At 42.2% G+C, this 17299-nt stretch carries 14 protein-coding genes; 5 read left to right on the top strand and 9 right to left on the bottom strand.

Features of this window, described 5'->3' with window-relative positions:
• Positions 1 to 15 precede the first annotated feature (15 nt).
• Positions 16 to 2478, bottom strand: a complete 2463-nt coding sequence (locus tag ACC612_RS04330) for a disaggregatase related repeat-containing protein (RefSeq protein WP_371853243.1) — start codon at positions 2476 to 2478, stop codon at positions 16 to 18.
• 651 nt (positions 2479 to 3129) lie between these two features.
• On the opposite strand from ACC612_RS04330, the gene ACC612_RS04325 reads away from it, so the two are divergent.
• Complete coding sequence (locus tag ACC612_RS04325) at positions 3130 to 3558, top strand: nucleoside 2-deoxyribosyltransferase (RefSeq protein WP_371853242.1); 429 nt, start codon at positions 3130 to 3132, stop codon at positions 3556 to 3558.
• Positions 3559 to 3564: 6 nt separating this feature from the next.
• On the opposite strand, the gene ACC612_RS04320 is transcribed toward ACC612_RS04325, so the two are convergent.
• The 3 genes from ACC612_RS04320 to pgk all read right to left on the bottom strand — a co-directional run bounded on the left by ACC612_RS04320 (position 3565) and on the right by pgk (position 5878).
• Positions 3565 to 3864 carry a metal-sulfur cluster assembly factor gene (locus ACC612_RS04320; RefSeq protein WP_371853241.1) on the bottom strand — a complete coding sequence of 100 codons (300 nt, stop codon included), beginning with the start codon at positions 3862 to 3864 and terminating at the stop codon, positions 3565 to 3567.
• Positions 3865 to 3988: 124 nt separating this feature from the next.
• A complete protein-coding gene (locus ACC612_RS04315) occupies positions 3989 to 4606 on the bottom strand; it encodes a TIGR00296 family protein (protein WP_371853395.1) in 618 nt (205 codons plus the stop codon).
• Between the two features lie 36 nt (positions 4607 to 4642).
• Positions 4643 to 5878: a phosphoglycerate kinase gene (gene pgk, locus ACC612_RS04310; protein ID WP_371853394.1), complete on the bottom strand. Its 1236-nt coding sequence runs from the start codon at positions 5876 to 5878 to the stop codon at positions 4643 to 4645.
• Between the two features lie 185 nt (positions 5879 to 6063).
• Here pgk and ACC612_RS04305 point away from each other — a divergent pair, with 185 nt between their 5' ends.
• Both ACC612_RS04305 and acs (ACC612_RS04300) read left to right on the top strand, forming a co-directional pair.
• The gene (locus ACC612_RS04305; RefSeq protein ID WP_371853240.1) at positions 6064 to 6624 is read left to right on the top strand and encodes a flavodoxin family protein; all 561 of its coding nucleotides are present in this window, start codon (positions 6064 to 6066) and stop codon (positions 6622 to 6624) included.
• 99 nt (positions 6625 to 6723) lie between these two features.
• Positions 6724 to 8706 (top strand): acetate--CoA ligase, encoded by a 1983-nt coding sequence (gene acs, locus ACC612_RS04300; RefSeq protein WP_371853239.1) that lies wholly within the window; start codon positions 6724 to 6726, stop codon positions 8704 to 8706.
• Between the two features lie 23 nt (positions 8707 to 8729).
• Here acs (ACC612_RS04300) and ACC612_RS04295 read toward each other — a convergent pair whose 3' ends face one another.
• A complete protein-coding gene (locus tag ACC612_RS04295) occupies positions 8730 to 9803 on the bottom strand; it encodes a phosphotransacetylase family protein (RefSeq protein ID WP_371853238.1) in 1074 nt (357 codons plus the stop codon).
• Positions 9804 to 9875: 72 nt separating this feature from the next.
• The gene (gene acs, locus ACC612_RS04290; RefSeq protein WP_371853237.1) at positions 9876 to 11966 is read right to left on the bottom strand and encodes an acetate--CoA ligase alpha subunit; all 2091 of its coding nucleotides are present in this window, start codon (positions 11964 to 11966) and stop codon (positions 9876 to 9878) included.
• A gap of 169 nt (positions 11967 to 12135) precedes the next feature.
• Between acs (ACC612_RS04290) and ACC612_RS04285 the strand changes: the two genes are divergently transcribed.
• Positions 12136 to 13854, top strand: coding sequence for a chloride channel protein (locus ACC612_RS04285; RefSeq protein WP_371853236.1), 1719 nt, complete (start codon positions 12136 to 12138; stop codon positions 13852 to 13854).
• Positions 13855 to 13869: 15 nt separating this feature from the next.
• Here the strand turns inward: ACC612_RS04285 and ACC612_RS04280 are convergent, their stop codons facing one another.
• The 3 genes from ACC612_RS04280 to cgi121 all read right to left on the bottom strand — a co-directional run bounded on the left by ACC612_RS04280 (position 13870) and on the right by cgi121 (position 16887).
• Positions 13870 to 15177: a tRNA (N(6)-L-threonylcarbamoyladenosine(37)-C(2))-methylthiotransferase gene (locus tag ACC612_RS04280; RefSeq protein ID WP_371853235.1), complete on the bottom strand. Its 1308-nt coding sequence runs from the start codon at positions 15175 to 15177 to the stop codon at positions 13870 to 13872.
• A 3-nt stretch (positions 15178 to 15180) separates the two neighbouring features.
• Entirely contained in the window at positions 15181 to 16272 is a 1092-nt protein-coding gene (gene glpX, locus ACC612_RS04275) for a class II fructose-bisphosphatase (RefSeq protein WP_371853234.1), read from the bottom strand.
• Positions 16273 to 16377: 105 nt separating this feature from the next.
• Positions 16378 to 16887 carry a KEOPS complex subunit Cgi121 gene (gene cgi121, locus ACC612_RS04270; protein WP_371853233.1) on the bottom strand — a complete coding sequence of 170 codons (510 nt, stop codon included), beginning with the start codon at positions 16885 to 16887 and terminating at the stop codon, positions 16378 to 16380.
• A gap of 101 nt (positions 16888 to 16988) precedes the next feature.
• On the opposite strand from cgi121, the gene ACC612_RS04265 reads away from it, so the two are divergent.
• Positions 16989 to 17135, top strand: coding sequence for a hypothetical protein (locus ACC612_RS04265; protein WP_371853232.1), 147 nt, complete (start codon positions 16989 to 16991; stop codon positions 17133 to 17135).
• Positions 17136 to 17299: the final 164 nt, after the last annotated feature.

The following is a 17299-nucleotide window of genomic DNA, read 5'->3' as shown; positions in this document are numbered from 1 at the left end:
TTGCTTATCCTTCAGTTAACTTGTTATGGTTAACTTAGGTCTCTGCTCTGCATTTGTCCAATCGGAACTGTAGAATGCAATGTAGTTTCCATTCTCGGCCTTTGCTTTGAGCAGGAAACCAGTGTTCTTACTTTCACCGCTTATGTATTCCTGTACAAGGTCCGTGACATCGAACTCATAGTACTTGCTGTCAGGCACTTTGCTGGCTGAGAAGGTTACTGAAGCATAAGGCGTACTACCCTGCGCGATACCATTCTTATCATACCAGCTCCCTCCCGCATTTGTCCAGGATTTACCGGAAGCACTGGATTTCCAGCTTACATACTTCGGATCCCACTCAAATGGCCTGTAAACTTCTACAACAGTCTCAGAAGTACGGGTCTTATCAGCCGGATAATACCAGTACAGGGAGAGCGCTGCTTTTGAGATCTTATCTGTTGTCTGGTAATCACTGAGGTCGAACATCATTACATCTCTGCTAATGGATGTGCTCCTTCCCACATCAATATAGCCTGTAGTGGAAAGCACAGTGCTTGGACTTGATTCACGCAATCTGTTATCATAGACAGGTGTGTAGGTAACTGAACTACTCTTTACGATTACCTTTAACGTATCAGTAGATTTCTGACCTGCTGTATCTGTAACTGTTAGAGTCACAGTGTAAGTACCCGGACTTGCGTAGGTATTCTCAGCCATAACACCCGTAGCTTCAGAAGTAATGCCATCTGAAACATCAAAGTCCCATGAATAGGACTCTATGCCATTGTCATCAGTTGATGCACCCGCATCGAAGTTTACAGCAGAACCTGTGGTTGCAGCAATATCATCACCTGCATGTGCCACAGGTAACTCATCTACAGGTTCATCCACTGGCTCATCTGCAGAAGTATCTTCAGCAGAACCTGAAGTGGAAGTAATTGATAATTTCGGCCGTTGTTCAGTATTTGACCAGTCCGAACTGTAGAAAGCAATGTAATTGCCACTCTCATCTTTTGCTTTGAGGAAGAAACCAGTGTAATCATATTCCCTGCTTACATATTCCTTTACAAGGTCCGTGACATCAAATTCATAGTATTTACTGTCAGGAACTTTGCCAGCCGGGAAGTTTATTGAAGCATAAGGTGTACTGCCCTGGGATACACCATTCTTATCATACCAGCTTCCTCCTGCATTTGTCCATGCTTTACCGGAAACACCGTTTTTCCAGCTCACATACTTGGGATCCCACTCGACAGGTCTGTATATTTCAACTACTGTGTCAGAAGTACGTGTCTTATCTGCTGGATAATACCAGTAAAGCGACAGTATTGCCTTATCTATCGTATCTGTTGTCTCGTAATCGCTGAGGTCAAACATCATTACATCTCTGCTAATTGATGTGCTCTTTCCGAGGTCAACATAGGTAGTAGTAGAAAGAACGCTACTTGGAGAGGACTCGCGCAATCTGTTGTCGTAGGTTGCAGGGTAAGAAGTGGTGGTAGTAGTGCTCTGGTCAATTGCTGGTGCGTTATCCACACGAAGAATAGAAAGACCATCGCCGGTAGCCAAGTACACATACTTACCCACTACAGCAACTTCTTTTTTACCGCCAACAACATTATATATTCCTGCGAGTTTTGGAGAGGAATGGCTAGTGACATCCACAATTTCAAGACCCGTGGAAACAGCTAAATAAGCATAATTACCAGAGAAAGCGATATCATTGTCAGCATAAAGTTCAGATGACTCATTATAACCATAAGAGCCTCTAAAGATTGGTGAGAAAGGATTACTAACATCTACGATTTCAAGGTCCCAGGCAGAATCAGCATCAAATATTACATACATATATTTTTCTGATATGTAAACATCTTGTGTATATTCTGGGACTCCATAATATCCGATTTCAGATGGAGAAGATGGAACACTTATATCCACAACATCAACACCTGTGTATGTGGAAATATAGGCATAATTGCCTGAGATAACAACGTTATTTAGCTGACCAAGATCATCTATACTTCCCTTCAATATTGGGGAAGAAGGGTTACTGATGTCTTCTATGAAAAAGTCACCACTAGTACAGACTACGTAGGCATAGTTTCCAGATACTTCAATATCGCATACATAAGGAAAAGCAATTGGATTATAGTTTCCTTCAATAATCGGTTCTGAAGGGTAAGTGACATCCACAATGACAAGCTTATTCCTAGCAATTACATAGACAAGATTCCCTGATGCAGCTACCTCATCCACATCACATGAAGTTCCTATTCTTCCTACTTCTAAAGGATTAGCTGCATTGCTAATATCAAAAATAACAAGATCTTGGTTTTCTCCGACATAGGCATAATTTCCAGAGATTACAACATCTTTAAAATTTCCATCAATTTGATTAATAAGCTCTACATCCAGGGAATCAGCAGAACCGATTCCCACGGTCATGATCGTAAACAATACAAGTCCAAAACAAATTAATTTGTTTGATTTTATTTGCATTCCTACCACCCACTCTGTAATAAGAGTGGATCCTGAGATCTATTCTCAAAATAGTGATAGGCAATCCAACTATATAAACTTAGTTAATAAATGTGGAATAAAATAATAAAAATTTTACCATTAAAGGATTTAACTGTAAATTAAATATCTGTTGCAATGGAGAATAATAATCTACATGTTTTGAGAATAGAATATTATCCCCTATGCATCCTATAACAAGAAATATAACTACACCGCAAACTAATCACTAAATCTAGTTTGCACTCATACCACCAAGTCACAGCTAAACAGGCTACAGGGCCTTTTTAGTTGCGCTATCGTCCTAACTATTAAAATAGAGCAATATAGTGAGGTACTATATAAACATACGCAGTAGGTACAAATGAAAATAAGGCTCTGTAGAAACCCTGTTAAAATCAATATCTTTAGCCTGAAATGTCTGTTATGGAACGATATATACAGACACATTTCGTAAAAATGTCAACTTGATTAGCTCCTCTAAAATAGATGATTTCTACAGAGCCGAAAATAATACAAATTATAACTAAAACTGATTATGTACACCGATATAAATTATCCATTGACCTGCCTGGTTATGTTTATCTATAAAGACCACCTAAGATAAGGATTCTTCTTACTAAGGATGATCTTATGGTCAATAAAAAGAACATTTATCTTGCAGGTCCTCTGTTTTCACACGCTGAAAGAGATTTCAATGTATATCTGCGTGACAAGCTTGTGGAAAATGGTTTCTCTGTATTTCTGCCACAGGAAGATGGTAATGATGACATGGAAACACGGCTTGAGGTTAGGCAGAAAAACATTTTTGAGATGGATGTCAAAGCCATAGATAACTGTGATATCGTTGTAGCTGTTCTGGATGGAGGCAGTGACGCAGACTCTGGCACAGCGTGGGAAATAGGATATGCATATGCGAAAGGTAAAAAACTTCTGGGTCTTCGCACAGATTTCAGGACATTCGGTCCTGAAGGGAATGTCAACCTTATGATAGAAGTATCACTGGACACACTGGAAAAAGATGTGCAAGGGCTGCTGGATGCATTGGAGAGATGTACCTGAAATAATTCATTTATGATTTGTCTTTCCCATAACTTCTTTGGAGATCATGTAAGGGTTCCATATCGGATCCCAAACAAGTTCCACATCAGCTTTATTGACACCTTCTATAGATTCTATCTTTTGCTTCACATCCTTTACAATAACAGCACTCATAGGACAATGAGGTGTTGTGAGAGTCATTTTAATATGAACAAGGTCCCCTTTTACATCAATGTCATAAATAAGTCCAAGATCCAGAATACTGATAGGCATCTCCGGATCGAAAACAGTTTTGAGAACTTCCAGTACAGCTTTCTTAGTAGTCACTGCCAACACACCCAACATATAACTTAGTAGTCAAGTGTTAAATATATTTCTTTATGATAGAACAAATAGGTTAAGAATAGTCGTAAAAAGAGAAATAAAATTATTTCTTAGCTATTTTTTCAGATCACGTGCTTGAACATGATCCTTTTTCAAAATGCTTTTCTATAACCTCACCAAGGGGCTCTTTTTCAGCAAATATCTGCCCCTCAAAGGAGTATACTTCAGCCCCCGTAAGCCAGGCATCATACTCCAGGCCGGCTTTGAGGCAGGTGTGATTAAGAAAATCAATTTCATCCATGTCGTTCTCAGGAGCAACCTGGGGCAGGAGAAGACCTTGATAATATCCTTTTTTGACAATAAGCCCATGCTTTCCTATCTCGATCTTACCTGGAAGCTCCTTTGGAGAAGCATCGATCCTTTTTGGAGGAGTAAGAATAGTTACTTCCACAACAATGCGCTTTATCTCATCAGCACGGACTGGAGGAAAGCGCGGGTCACGGAAAGCTGCCGATATTGCAGAATCAGTGATAGCATACTTAAGAGGAGAATCAGGATAGGGATGGCCAATACAACCACGTAGCAATTCATCCTTTGTGAGAGTGACAAAAACTCCTCTTTTCTCATTGAACACAGATGGAAGCTCGATCTCAGAGATATCGATATTTTTACCGCTTTTGAGATGTGTTTCAATTGCATCTCTTGCAAGCTTTACAGCCAGTTTTCCCTCAACTTTGGTTAATATGATACCCACTCCCCTTTTAGTATCCGCTTAAAGCAATTACTTCTGAAGTTTACGTTTAACTGCAGCTTCTTTAAGTGCTACGACACCTGGCAATTTCTCTCCGGCAAGATAATCTATACATGCACCACCGCCTGTGCTCAGGTGAGAGAACTTGTCCTCATAACCGATATGACGGATCTCCGCTGAAATGTGACCTCCTCCAGCTATAGAATATTCAGAATGAGACGCAGCTCTTATTATCTCATGCGTGCCAAGAGCAAATTCAGCCATTTCGGAAAGTCCTGCCGGACCATTAAGAACTACAGTTCTTGCATTCTTAAGCTCATTAGAAAAAGCCACTATAGTTTCAAGACCAATATCATAAATAGGCATATTGCCATTTGGAAGTTCTTCTACCTGTACCTCTAAACGTTTACCATTCTCGTTCAGAGCTACATCTATGGGAAGACCTACCTTTCCATTGAATGCTTCAAGCACTTTCCTTCCCTTTTCGATCTGGTCAGTGTACCCCTGAGATTCTATGAAATCCATATTAACCTTACCAATATCAACGCCTGAAGCTGCAAGCATAACATTTGCAACCACACCGGTAACAAGAACCCTGTCAGCACCGCCATTGATGAGAACGTTCTCTGCAACCTTCAGAGAATCATCCACCTTTGCACCACCCAGCACAAAGATACAGGGACGAGCACCACCCTTTATACCTCTGTCCAGAGAAATAACCTCTTTTTCCATAACCCTTCCTGCTCCGGTAGGAAGAGCTTCAGTGAATCCTAAAATAGATAAGTGAGCCCTGTGAGATACGGCAAAAGCGTCATTGAGGAAAATATCGATATGTGGTAGAAGCTTCTTGACCAGATGAGATTTTGCATGTTCTGCTACGGTCCTTTCCAGAGACTCTTCTGAATAGAACCTGACATTTTCAAGTAGAATAACATCGCCATTTTTCATCGCAGTGATACTGTTCTTGGCACATGTGCCGAAAATATCATCCACGTATTTTACTTCACGTCCCAGGTACTGAGACATCCGAACAGCATGCGCCTTCATAGTGGTGAAGTCCTTTTTGCCAGGTCTGCTCTGGTGAGCCAGTAACACAACCTTAGCCTCATGCAGGTCAATCAACGTGGGTATATGGCTTTTGATGCGCATATCATCCAGGATGTTTCCCTCTGGGTCCATAGGAGTGTTAATGTCCACTCTCACCAGCACTGTTTTACCTTTCACATCAAAATCGTCTATAGTGAGGATATCCTTAGCTGACAAAATTAAATCACCGCTATCAGTAGTTAATGTAAATCACAGCTATTTCGATGCCTCCGTCTGAAACATCGAAGTAGAATTATAATTGAATTCATTCTTATATTTATGTATTCCTTCAGGAACACTGAAAACACTATTGTACCAAAAGCAAAAGATAATAAATGCGGTCGTATTTCACATTCATGATTTACATGAAGATATTAGGCATCTCCGCAAGCCCCGTTAAAGGTGGCAACAACGACAAGCTGATAGAAAAAGTCCTCGGAATAGCAAAAAGCAGAGGCTTTGAAGTTGATAGTGTCCTCATATCATCGTCAAAGATAGCTCCATGTACTGCATGTGGGATATGCAGGGATGAGGAAATGTGTCCTATCGACGATGACATGCAGCATGCGTATCAAAAACTGAAAGAAGCAGATGCCATTATTGTGTCATCACCTGTATATTTTGGCTCAGTTACCGCTCAGGTCAAAGCCTTGTTCGACCGCAGCGTACTGCACAGGAGACAGGGATTCCAGTTAAAGAACAAAGTAGGTGCAGCGTTAGCAGTTGGAGGTTCACGCAATGGCGGACAGGAAAAGACCATCCAGACTATCCATGACTGGATGCACATACATGGGATGATAGTTGTCGGTGACGGAGGACATTTTGGCGGTATCCTGCAAAAGCCTGCTCTTGAAGATAAAGAGGGTATGCAAACTGCTGTAGATACCATCAATAAAATGTGCGATATGCTTGAAATGATGAAATAAGATGTTTCTTCTTTACTTTTTTATTTCTTTTTTGTTTCTCTTTTTGTGATTCGATATTTGTTTTACTGGTATGGGAAACTATTTGACCCATCCTATCCAATGAAAAATAGGAACAACAACTTTGTGGTGTGGAAAATGGGAGTTAGCACAAACAAAGAAAACCTCATGAGTGGAGAGTATACACCTTCACTGGATTTTGCAAGAAAAGCAAATATCAATGACCCTGAAGTGTACCAGAAGGCTGCGCAGGACCTGGAAGGATTCTGGGAAGAGCTTGCCAATGATATCCACTGGTTCAAAAAGTGGGATAAAGTACTTGACTGGCAGCCACCGCATGCGCAATGGTTCATAGGAGGGAAACTTAACGCCTCCTACAACTGCCTAGACGTACACATGGCAAACAGGGCTGACAAAACAGCCATCATCTGGGAAGGAGAGATGGGAGAAGTCAAGACATATACATACCGGCAACTTCTGGAAGAAACCTCCCGCTTTGCCAATGCCCTGAAAAAACTGGGTGTGAAAAAAGGAGATATCGTAACCATTTACCTGCCCATGATACCAGAGATAGTGATATCGATGCTGGCATGTGCAAGGATAGGTTCACCTCACAATGTAGTTTTTGCAGCTTTCTCCGGTGAAGCTCTGTTTACCAGAATAGGGGATGCCAAGAGTAAGTTCATCATCACATGCGATGGATATTACCGCAGAGGCACTGTGGTGGAACAGAAAAAGAAGACAGACATGGATTCACACATGTACCAGGGCGTCGAAAAAGTGATAGTTGTAAAGCAGGCGGACATTGAAGTTGAGATGCACCCACAAAGGGATGTGTGGTGGCATGACCTGATGAAAGACGAAAAACCTGTTTGTGAAGCCGAACCAATGGATGCAGAAGATATGCTCTTTCTTATGTACACCAGCGGCACCACCGGTAAGCCAAAAGGTATTGTACATACCACCGGTGGCTATGTGGTAGGTACCCATGTCACTACTAAGTGGATATTCGACCTGAAAGAGAACGATATCTACTGGTGCACTGCGGACTGTGGATGGATCACAGGGCATTCCTATCTTGTTTATGGACCTCTATCAAATGGTGCTACAATACTAATGTATGAAGGGGCACCTGATTTCCCGGATAAGGACAGGTGGTGGGACCTAATAGAAAGGCACAAAGTTACCATACTCTATACGGCACCTACAGCCATCAGAACTTTCATGAAATGGGGTGATGAATGGCCACAGAAGCATAACCTTTCCACTCTGCGCCTGCTGGGAAGTGTTGGAGAGGCAATCAATCCCGGAGCCTGGCTCTGGTATTATGAACACATTGGGCAGAAGAAATGCCCCATAGTCGATACATGGTGGCAGACAGAAACAGGTATGGTGCTCATCACACCCCTGCCTGGAATTACTACACTCAAACCCGGTAGCGCCACAAGACCTTTCCCGGGAATAGAAGCTATTGTGCTTGATGAAACCGGCAAAGAAGTCCCCCGGGGCACGGATGGACTGCTTGCTATCAAGAGACCCTGGCCAAGTATGGTGCGCACCATCTTCAACGATGCTGAACGTTTCAAGGAAACATATTGGAGCAAATGGGATGGAAAAACATATTTTGCAGGGGATGGTGCCAAGCAGGATGAGAATGGTTATTTCTGGATAATAGGACGCGTAGATGATAGTATCAAAGTGGCTGCACACCTAATAGGTACTGCTGAAGTGGAAAGCGTTCTCGTATCACATCCTGCTGTTGCAGAATCTGCGGTAGTGGGAAAGCTGGATGAGCTTAAAGGAGAAGTTATTTATTGTTATGTAATTCTCCGCTCAGGTGTAATGGCTACTGAAAAACTAAGGAAAGAACTGATAAACCATGTAGCTCTGAATATCGGTCCTATTGCAAAACCAAAGCAGGTAATATTCACAGACGATCTGCCTAAAACAAGAAGCGGGAAAATAATGCGCCGCGTGCTCAAAGCCATTGTCAATGACAGGAATGAAGGTGATGTGACAACGCTACAGAACCCGGATATTGTGGAAATACTCAGGCAGAGGACAAAAGAAATCGAAAATGATTGAGGAAAGCGGAAGAAGGACTGGACTTATTTAGTAAGTCCTATTTCCGCGATCAGCCCATCAACATCTACATATTTCTTGATGAGCTCCACGATCCTTTTTATTTTAGCTTCCTGCTTTATACGTGCATGGCCAATAAGGTGCTCCATTTTCTCAATGGTGCTCATGGTATCGCCCCTGACAAGGATCACGGGAATGTTAGCTTCCTCTGCACTTCCCAGCACTGCACCACTGGGGCGTAGGTTGCCTGTGAGCACCAGGCATTTTACTTTAGCCTCAATGGCAGCCATCTGTATATCGGAGCGGTCACCACCAGTGATCACAGCTGCGTTAGGCATACGCCTGAAATACTTTATGGCAGAACCTACCTCCATAGCACCTACAAGGTAATGCTCCACCAGGTCTTCCAGGTGGCTTGCACCCACCAGTACTTCTCCATTAAGGTCTTCTACCATTTCTGATACTGATACAGAGCGCAGCATATCATCTTCGGGGATGGAGCCGAACACTTTTATGCCTTTATTCTCCAGGAAAGGCACCACCAAATGAGAAACTGTTTTGAGTTTACTAAGAGGTACCTCGTTAAGTATTATGCCTGCAAGGATCTCTGTGTTCTGGATTATACGAAGATCGCAGAGGATACGGTCAACAGCCCTTTCAGAATCATATCTTGTAATAAGCAGCATCTTGGTATCAAGCTTTGTAGCTACCTCCGGATCTGATAGATTGTACATTGCTCCGCCACCGATACCCCCTGCACCTTCCAGCAGGACCACATCCTTTCCCTGCGATATTTTTTCATAAGCTTCCTTTAATCTTGAATCGAGGCCCTTCTCCACACCCATTAGAGCATCATCCGTAAGGTTCTCCGTAAGCAAAATTGGAGTAATGGAGCTTAGATCGTCCTGTAATCCCAGTAACTTCTTTATTCCCTCAGCATCCTCATCTGAAAGTGATCCATTGACATCTATAAGCAGATTTCCAATGGGCTTCATGTATCCGATCTTGTAACCCCTCTCTTTAAGAATAACACCAAAACCCAGACATAGAGAGCTTTTTCCTGAGTACTGTTCCGATGAGCTTACCAATATTGAAGCCATAATCTCCCTCCTAACGCGCCTTAATAGTAACTAATTGATTATTTCTAATAAAGATAATCTATAATCTACTTCTCATTCCTGCCTTAATGTCATCCTGATATCCATTGCAAGGCAGCCTTTACCTTCAGGCATGACCATAAGGGGATTTATTTCAAATTCCATAAGTTTTGGGAAGTCCATCACAAACTGTGATACTTTAAGCAAAGTGTCTGCAATTGCTTTGATGTCTGAAGGCGTTTCACCCCTTACACCTGCTATAAGTGGATATGTTTTGATAGCTGAGATCATATGCTGGGCTTCCTTGTCATTGATAGGAGCCACAGCAAAAGATACGTCCTTGAGAAATTCCACATAAACACCTCCCAGCCCGAACATTAAAAGCGGACCAAACTGAGGGTCACGGTCCATGCCTATAATGACCTCTTTTCCTCCTGTTACCATCTGCTGCACTTGAACGCCTTTTATCCGGGCATTTGGCATGTAATGGTTGACATCTGACATCATAGTCAGATATGCACGTTCCACGTCTTCGGCATTTTTCAAGTTAAGTTTTATACCGCCTACATCTGTCTTATGCGATATATCAGGAGAAATTATCTTCATCACAACAGGATAACCTATTTCCTCACATGCTGCAACAGCCTCTGTAAGATTGCCAGCAATCTTTGACTGCACCACCGGAATGCCATAAGCTTTAAGCAGATCCAAAGATTCCAGACCAAGAGTTCTCCTTCCACTTCTAATAGCATCATCTATGATCTTCTTTGCAGCATCCTTTTCAGCTGCCAGTAAAACTGGAGCACTGTACTCCTTTAGCTTAACGGAGCTGTAATCACATAGCGCCTTCATGCTGGCAACAGCCCTTTCGGAAGAAGAATAATTAGGAATACCATGCTTATTCAGTAGTTCCTCTCCTGCAGCAATACGTGTCCCGCCTGCAAAGTTGCATAAAATTGGCTTGTTAGAAGATTTGATCATTTTGATCAGGACCTGTGCTATAGCAGGCACATCGGTCATAGCCTGGGGAGAGACAAGTACAATGATCCCATCTACATTTGGGTCATCTAAAAGCATTTCAAGAGCATATTCATATAACTGGGAGCTGGCATCTCCCAGAACATCCACTGGATTATATAAACCGGCTGCTTCTGGAAGGCGCTCTCTCAGCTTCTTGATAGTCTCTTCTTCAAAGGAAGTAATTGAAAGACCAATGCTGTGACATGCATCGGCAGTTATTATACCAAGTCCTCCTGCATTGGTAAGTATTGCAACCTTCCTGCCCTTGGGCAATGGATATGTAGAAAAAGCTCTGCTGTAATCCAGCATCTCTTCCAGAGAATCAGCTCTTATGACACCACTCTGCCTGAAAGCTGCATTGTATGCAGCATCTGAACCTGCAAGTGTACCTGTGTGTGAAGATACGGCCCTGGAACCTACGGCTGTGCGACCTGATTTAACAACTATTACAGGCTTTTCTTTGGTCACTTGCCTTGCCACATCCATAAAAAGTGGACCATCCTTTACGCCTTCCAGATATGCAGCAATTACAGCAGTGTTCTTGTCCTCCCTGAAAAGTTCAAGGAAATCGTTCTCTCCAAGATCAGCTTTATTCCCAAGGCTTATGAATTTAGAAAATCCTACACCAACTCTGTCTGCCCAGTCCAGAGTTACTGTACAGATGGCTCCAGACTGGGACATCATAGCTATATTTCCCGGCAGAGCCATGGATGCAGCAAATGATGCATTGAGAGAAGAAGATGTATCGATAATTCCCAGACAGTTAGGGCCAACCATTCTTATACCATATTTTGCAGCAATGGCTGCAATTTCCCGTTCAAGTCTTGCGCCTTCAAGGCTGGCCTCCTTGAAGCCTGCGGATATCACAACAACATAACTAATGCCTGCCTGTCCACATTTTTCCATTGCAGAAGGAACTGCAGCTGCGGGAACTACTATTACAGCAAGATCTACCTTTTCTGGCACATCAAGAATGTCAGCATAACATTTCAACCCTAGAATCTTATCAACATTGGGATTAATAGGAATGATTTTATGACCCGTTCCCTGCAGGAGATTCTTGAGTACAGCATGACCTACCTTGCCTTCTGTACGAGATGCCCCTATAACCGCAATAATATCCGGATTGAACAATTTTTCGAGCATATATTTCCCTTATTCTGTATATTATTTAGATGAAGTGATAATAGATAAGTTTAAGGGAGGTGAAGGCGAAAGAAAGATATATTATATATAATTACATACGATTCGATATATAAATTGCAAGTCGCAATTAAATAATAATGAGATGACATTTTTGAATCGAAGTGAACTATTGCAGAATAAAAAACGGGATCTAGTGCAATGGTTGCACACAGATTCTGTAGTCTCAAATTCACTGGCTCTTATAGTAGGCATATTAACTGGTCTTACTATAGTCATATATGATCGCTCCCTTGCACTTAGTTCTCATTTATTCTTCCAACACAAGGCAGGGGAATCAAATTATTATGTAATATTCCTACCCGTAATTGGCGGTTTGTTAGTGGGAATGATAACCCATTATCTGATGAAAAAGAAAAGATACAGCATTGAGAACGTCATCGAGGCCACTACACTTCATGGCGGTAAAATGCAGCCCAAAACTGTATTTCTTGAAGTATTATCCTCACTAATATCATTAGGTTCCGGAGCATCAGCAGGTAAAGAGGCCCCCGTAGTGCTTGCAGGAGCAGGTATTGGGTCCACATTAGCCCAAACGATAAAAATGAGAGGAAATAAATTGAAGATATTGTTGGGGTGTGGCGCCTCCTCAGGCATAGCAGCTGCATTCAATGCACCTCTTGCAGGCGTAGTGTTCTCTGTAGAAGTAATTTTGGGAGAACTCGAATCCAGCACCTTTATTCCTATAGTCATATCCTCTGTTTTTGCAACCCTTACCTCCAACGTAGTTTTTGGTGTGAGACCAATCCAGATATCACAATATCAACTTGTCAATCCATTTCATGAATCTATACTATACCTTATTCTTGGAGTAATTTCAGGCGTAGTTTCTGTAATATTCATGCGTTCTTTGTATAGAGTAAGAGATTTTTTCAAATCCCTTAAAGTCCATCCGATTGTAAAACCGGCAATAGGGGGACTTGGAGTGGGAATAATTGGCTTTTTTTATCCTCAGATATTCGGCGTTGGATATGAAGTAATAAGCCAGGTTTTGGCAAACGAATTAGTCTTTAAGGTCATAGTTGCACTTCTATTACTGAAAATAGTTGCATTCTCTTTATCCCTAGGCTCTGGAGGCTCAGGTGGATCATTCGTTCCGGCACTATTCATAGGCTCTATGCTTGGAGGAGCTTATGGATTCATTGTGAATCAAATCTTTCCAGGTTTCACGTCAGAACCTGGTGCATATGCACTGGCTGGGATGGGAGCTGTATTCACTGGTGTTACCCGTGCACCACTCACAGCTATATTAATTCTTTTTGAACTCACACATGATTATAATCTTGTACTACCAATTATGCTCGCATGCGTGCTCAGCAATCTTGTTTCAAGTACTCTTCACCCGGAATCCATTTTTACAGAATCACTGCGCAGACGCGGATTTACCATAAGAAAAGGAAAAGAAGTAGACATAATGGAGTCATTAAAAGTTGCTGATGCCATGAAAAGAGAAGTGCAGACAATTTCTATGAACAAAAAGGCAGAAGCGCTCATTGCCCTCATGCAATCCAGCCGCCATGTAGGGTTCCCAGTGATGGATTCTGAAGGCAAATTGTGGGGAATCGTAACTCTGAAAGACATTCGGGATAAGGTAAAACAAGGAGAACTTGACAAGACTGTAGGCGAGATTGCCAATTCCAATTTAATTGTTGCATACCCGGACGAATCCCTGAATACTGTACTTCAGCGCCTTGCAACAAAAGATATAGGCAGGCTTCCGGTAGTGTCGCGGGAAGACAATAGACAAATATTAGGGATCATCACACGCAGTGACATTGTAAAGCTATATGATAAAACTGTTGTTGAAAGGATGAAGTATAGATCAGAGTGAAACACTCTGATCGATTTAGATATCGATCCTGGTCCTCCCCAGAAAATATCCAGGGGTAGCATCGAATATCTCAACCTCGCAATAGCTTCCCGGAATGGCAGATGATTCAGGAATGACCACAGGCTTATAAGATGCTGTCCTGGCCATGAGGCCTTTAACTTTGGCCTCTTTAGAAATAAAGACCCTGCCTTTCCATCCCATCATACTCTTTCTGACAGCTATTTTGACTTCTTCGCACACAGCATGTAGTTCATTAGAACGCTGTGCAACGATACGTGAATCAATGTTTCGGTATTCAAGTGCCTTTGTATGCGGACGGGGAGTATACCTGGAAATGTTCACCTTTTCAGGCTTGTACTCCTTCACCCATTCAACTGTTTTCATGAAATCAGCATCTTGCTCTCCGGGAAAACCTACGATGATATCAGTGAATAGAGTAAGATCATCAAAGCGATCTCTGAAACAGTTGATTATGTGATTCGCCTCTTCTATGGAATGGAGCCTGTTCATTCTTTTCAGGACATCATTAGATGCCGACTGTATTGGTAAATGAATTAGTTTATAGATCTTGTCATGATCAAAGGCATTCAATAATTCATCCAATATAGGAAGCACAGAAAATGGATTCATCATGCCCACACGGACTTTAAAATCGCCAGGTATATCACATATCCTCTTAAGAAGCTGAGGAAGCAGATATCCTATATCTGTGCCATACTGGGCATTATCCTGTGAGGTAAGCCATATTTCTCTACACCCTTCAGCAACTCCCTGTTTAATATCCTCTATGATGGAATCCGGATTAAAAGACTTCAAGGGGCCTCTTACGAACCTGACTATACAATAAGAACATGCATTGTTACATCCCTGGGAAAGCTGACAGATGTGAATGTTGGAATTGAATCTGAACCTTGGTACATTAATGAATCCTTGAGGTTCAGACGAAAACACATGCAAAGCCTGCCTAGAAATATGATGTGAAGACAGCTGCGGCTCGGCGATAGAATTTAAGACATCACCTATCCTTGAGATGGAATTGACACCCAAAATGTGAGCATCAGGGTTGTTATGGATGATGTCCTCAAGCTGCACTTCAGGCATGCATCCAGCTACTATTACTTCTCTGCCTTTTTCCCCCAGTTCCCGGATCTTATGCAGAATCTTCTGTTCAGTGGAATACTTGACAGTACATGTGTTAAGCACAACTACGTCAGCATTTTTCTCAGATACCAGTTCATGGCCCAGGCTTCTGATGGTGGCCATCATGACCTCTGCAGAAGCCTGGTTGGCAGAACAACCAAATGTCGATACGTGTACTTTCATTATTTAAACGAACCGAAGAGGAGTGACCTCTTTGTCATGTATGTAGATGGTATCTGTAAATTTTACCACACCTGAACTGCCCATGGTCAGACTGTGGACCCTTGCATCACCTTCTCCAAAGAGGTGAACACCTTTTAGAAGAGTACCCGGAGTCACACCTGTTGCAGAGAAGATAACATCATTTCCTGGGACAAGCCTGTCGATGTCAAGTATATCGTTCATGTTCTTTTCCGTTATACCCATCTTTTCAAGCCTTGGCATCTTTTCAGCTTTTTCCTTGGCTATAGCTTCTTCGGACTTGCCATTGGCAACTGTAGGTAATACAAGCCTTGCAAGTATCTTACCACCCAGGATCTTAAGAGCAGCAGCCGTGAGCACTGCCTCCCCTGAACCACCGGCTCCCATGACCACATGGACACCTGAACCGCGTATAGCTGTGGCAACTCCCGGCATAAGGTCACCATCACTGATCAGATTGACCCTTGCACCTGTCTTTCTGATCTCTTCTATCTTTGCCTCATGCCTTGGCCTGTCAAGGATGACAACGACCAGTTCATCGATATTACGATTGAGCGCCTTTGCTACAATTTCCAGGTTATCGATAACAGGAGCATCCAGATTTATACTCTCTTCTGGATGCAGCCTCTCATATTTCACCACTTCTGGGCCTACTGCAATTTTATCCATATAGATGTCAGGGCCATGGAAAAGACCACCTCTTTCAGCCATTGCCATTACGGAAATTGCACCGGGGGTACCGTTGGCCGCCAGATTGGTGCCTTCAAGAGGATCCACAGCAATATCAACTTCCAGATCTCCCTCCCAGGTACCTACCTGTTCGCCTATGTACAGCATCGGAGCCTCATCCCTTTCCCCTTCACCGATCTTTATGATCCCTTTCATATCAAGGTGATTCAGCGTCCTGCGCATGGCTTCTACTGATACCTGATCAGCATAATGCTTGTCTCCTCTGCCCATCTGATAAGATGCTGCTATGGCTGCTGCTTCTGTAACCTGAAGAAGCCTTGGCAGCAGAGCACATTCTATAGGCCCTGCGCATTTGATCATCCCTTCTGCTGTTTTCTTATGTGGCATAAATTCGAACCCTCCCGTATAATAAGGTTTTAATCGTATGTAATGTAATTAAATTATTAATAATGGCAAGTCTACTGCTCATTCATATATTACTATTTCGTAATGTTACTTCAATACATCCACAAGTGCCACTCTTTCGATCACAAGTTCCGGAATCATCTGCTCACCCACGACTGCGATCTCATCTGAAGTAATGCCAAACTGCATGATAATTTCTTCTCTTTTAGAGATCTTATATTCAATAACATCAGCAGGAATGAGAATTTCTTTGAGTATATATACACATGTTGTAACAGAATCTTCCTCACCTAGTACTACAAAAACAACATTATTCTGGCCTTGATGCACACCCATGGAAAATGCCTCTTCTATCTGACGTTTCCCGGATGCATAACGCATGACCTCAATACCCATATCCTTTGCAGCATTTCTTTCCTGCTCGAATGCCCTGAGCGCTTTTGCTACAGCGAAACGCAAGTGTTCTTCACCTGCAATCTGATCCGCATTAATAGCCTGAATTATACAACTATTTGCCTTTGATATGTCTGCAGTTTTCCTGAGAAATGACTTGAGGTCTTCTATACATATATGGCCACTTACAAACTCAACATGCATGGAGCTAAATTCAATTCTTTAAGAATAAGCATAACGGTATGTTAGCAGAGAACAGGATAAATTATAAGTACTGTTTGAAGCAATTTTTCATTGGGGAGAAAATGAAGATATGTGATATGCAAGTAGGGGAACATTATTTCTGTGAGAGTTGTGGATTCGAACTGGAAGTTGTGACCCCCTGTGATCATTGCGAAGAAGGGAATGTCAGCTGTCCATGCTGCGGTGAAAATCTTCAACTCCAAAGCTGAGGATACTGATGAACAAAAAAGGAAACTACTTCCTATACTTAGCTTTGGCTGTAGATCCTTTTTAAATATGTCAAGAATCGTTCTGCTGTATGGGTCACCCAAAAGAGTAGACTTTATGTGGATGTAAGTTATTTAGGTGTTATTCATCATAATAATACCGAAAA

Origin of the sequence: Methanomethylovorans sp. (assembly GCF_041447285.1) — an archaeon.
Classification (GTDB): domain Archaea; phylum Halobacteriota; class Methanosarcinia; order Methanosarcinales; family Methanosarcinaceae; genus Methanomethylovorans.
This window is presented reverse-complemented; position numbering and strand designations above follow the sequence as displayed.

What these genes read in the sequence shown, in the direction of transcription:
- ACC612_RS04330 (WP_371853243.1), bottom strand. Translation starts at nt 2,478, where the DNA reads ATGCAAATAAAATCAAACAAATTAATTTGTTTTGGACTTGTATTGTTT.
- ACC612_RS04325 (WP_371853242.1), top strand. Translation starts at nt 3,130, where the DNA reads ATGGTCAATAAAAAGAACATTTATCTTGCAGGTCCTCTGTTTTCACAC.
- ACC612_RS04305 (WP_371853240.1), top strand. Translation starts at nt 6,064, where the DNA reads ATGAAGATATTAGGCATCTCCGCAAGCCCCGTTAAAGGTGGCAACAAC.
- acs (WP_371853239.1), top strand. Translation starts at nt 6,724, where the DNA reads ATGAAAAATAGGAACAACAACTTTGTGGTGTGGAAAATGGGAGTTAGC.
- ACC612_RS04295 (WP_371853238.1), bottom strand. Translation starts at nt 9,803, where the DNA reads ATGGCTTCAATATTGGTAAGCTCATCGGAACAGTACTCAGGAAAAAGC.
- acs (WP_371853237.1), bottom strand. Translation starts at nt 11,966, where the DNA reads ATGCTCGAAAAATTGTTCAATCCGGATATTATTGCGGTTATAGGGGCA.
- ACC612_RS04280 (WP_371853235.1), bottom strand. Translation starts at nt 15,177, where the DNA reads ATGAAAGTACACGTATCGACATTTGGTTGTTCTGCCAACCAGGCTTCT.
- glpX (WP_371853234.1), bottom strand. Translation starts at nt 16,272, where the DNA reads ATGCCACATAAGAAAACAGCAGAAGGGATGATCAAATGCGCAGGGCCT.
- cgi121 (WP_371853233.1), bottom strand. Translation starts at nt 16,887, where the DNA reads ATGCATGTTGAGTTTGTAAGTGGCCATATATGTATAGAAGACCTCAAG.
- ACC612_RS04265 (WP_371853232.1), top strand. Translation starts at nt 16,989, where the DNA reads ATGAAGATATGTGATATGCAAGTAGGGGAACATTATTTCTGTGAGAGT.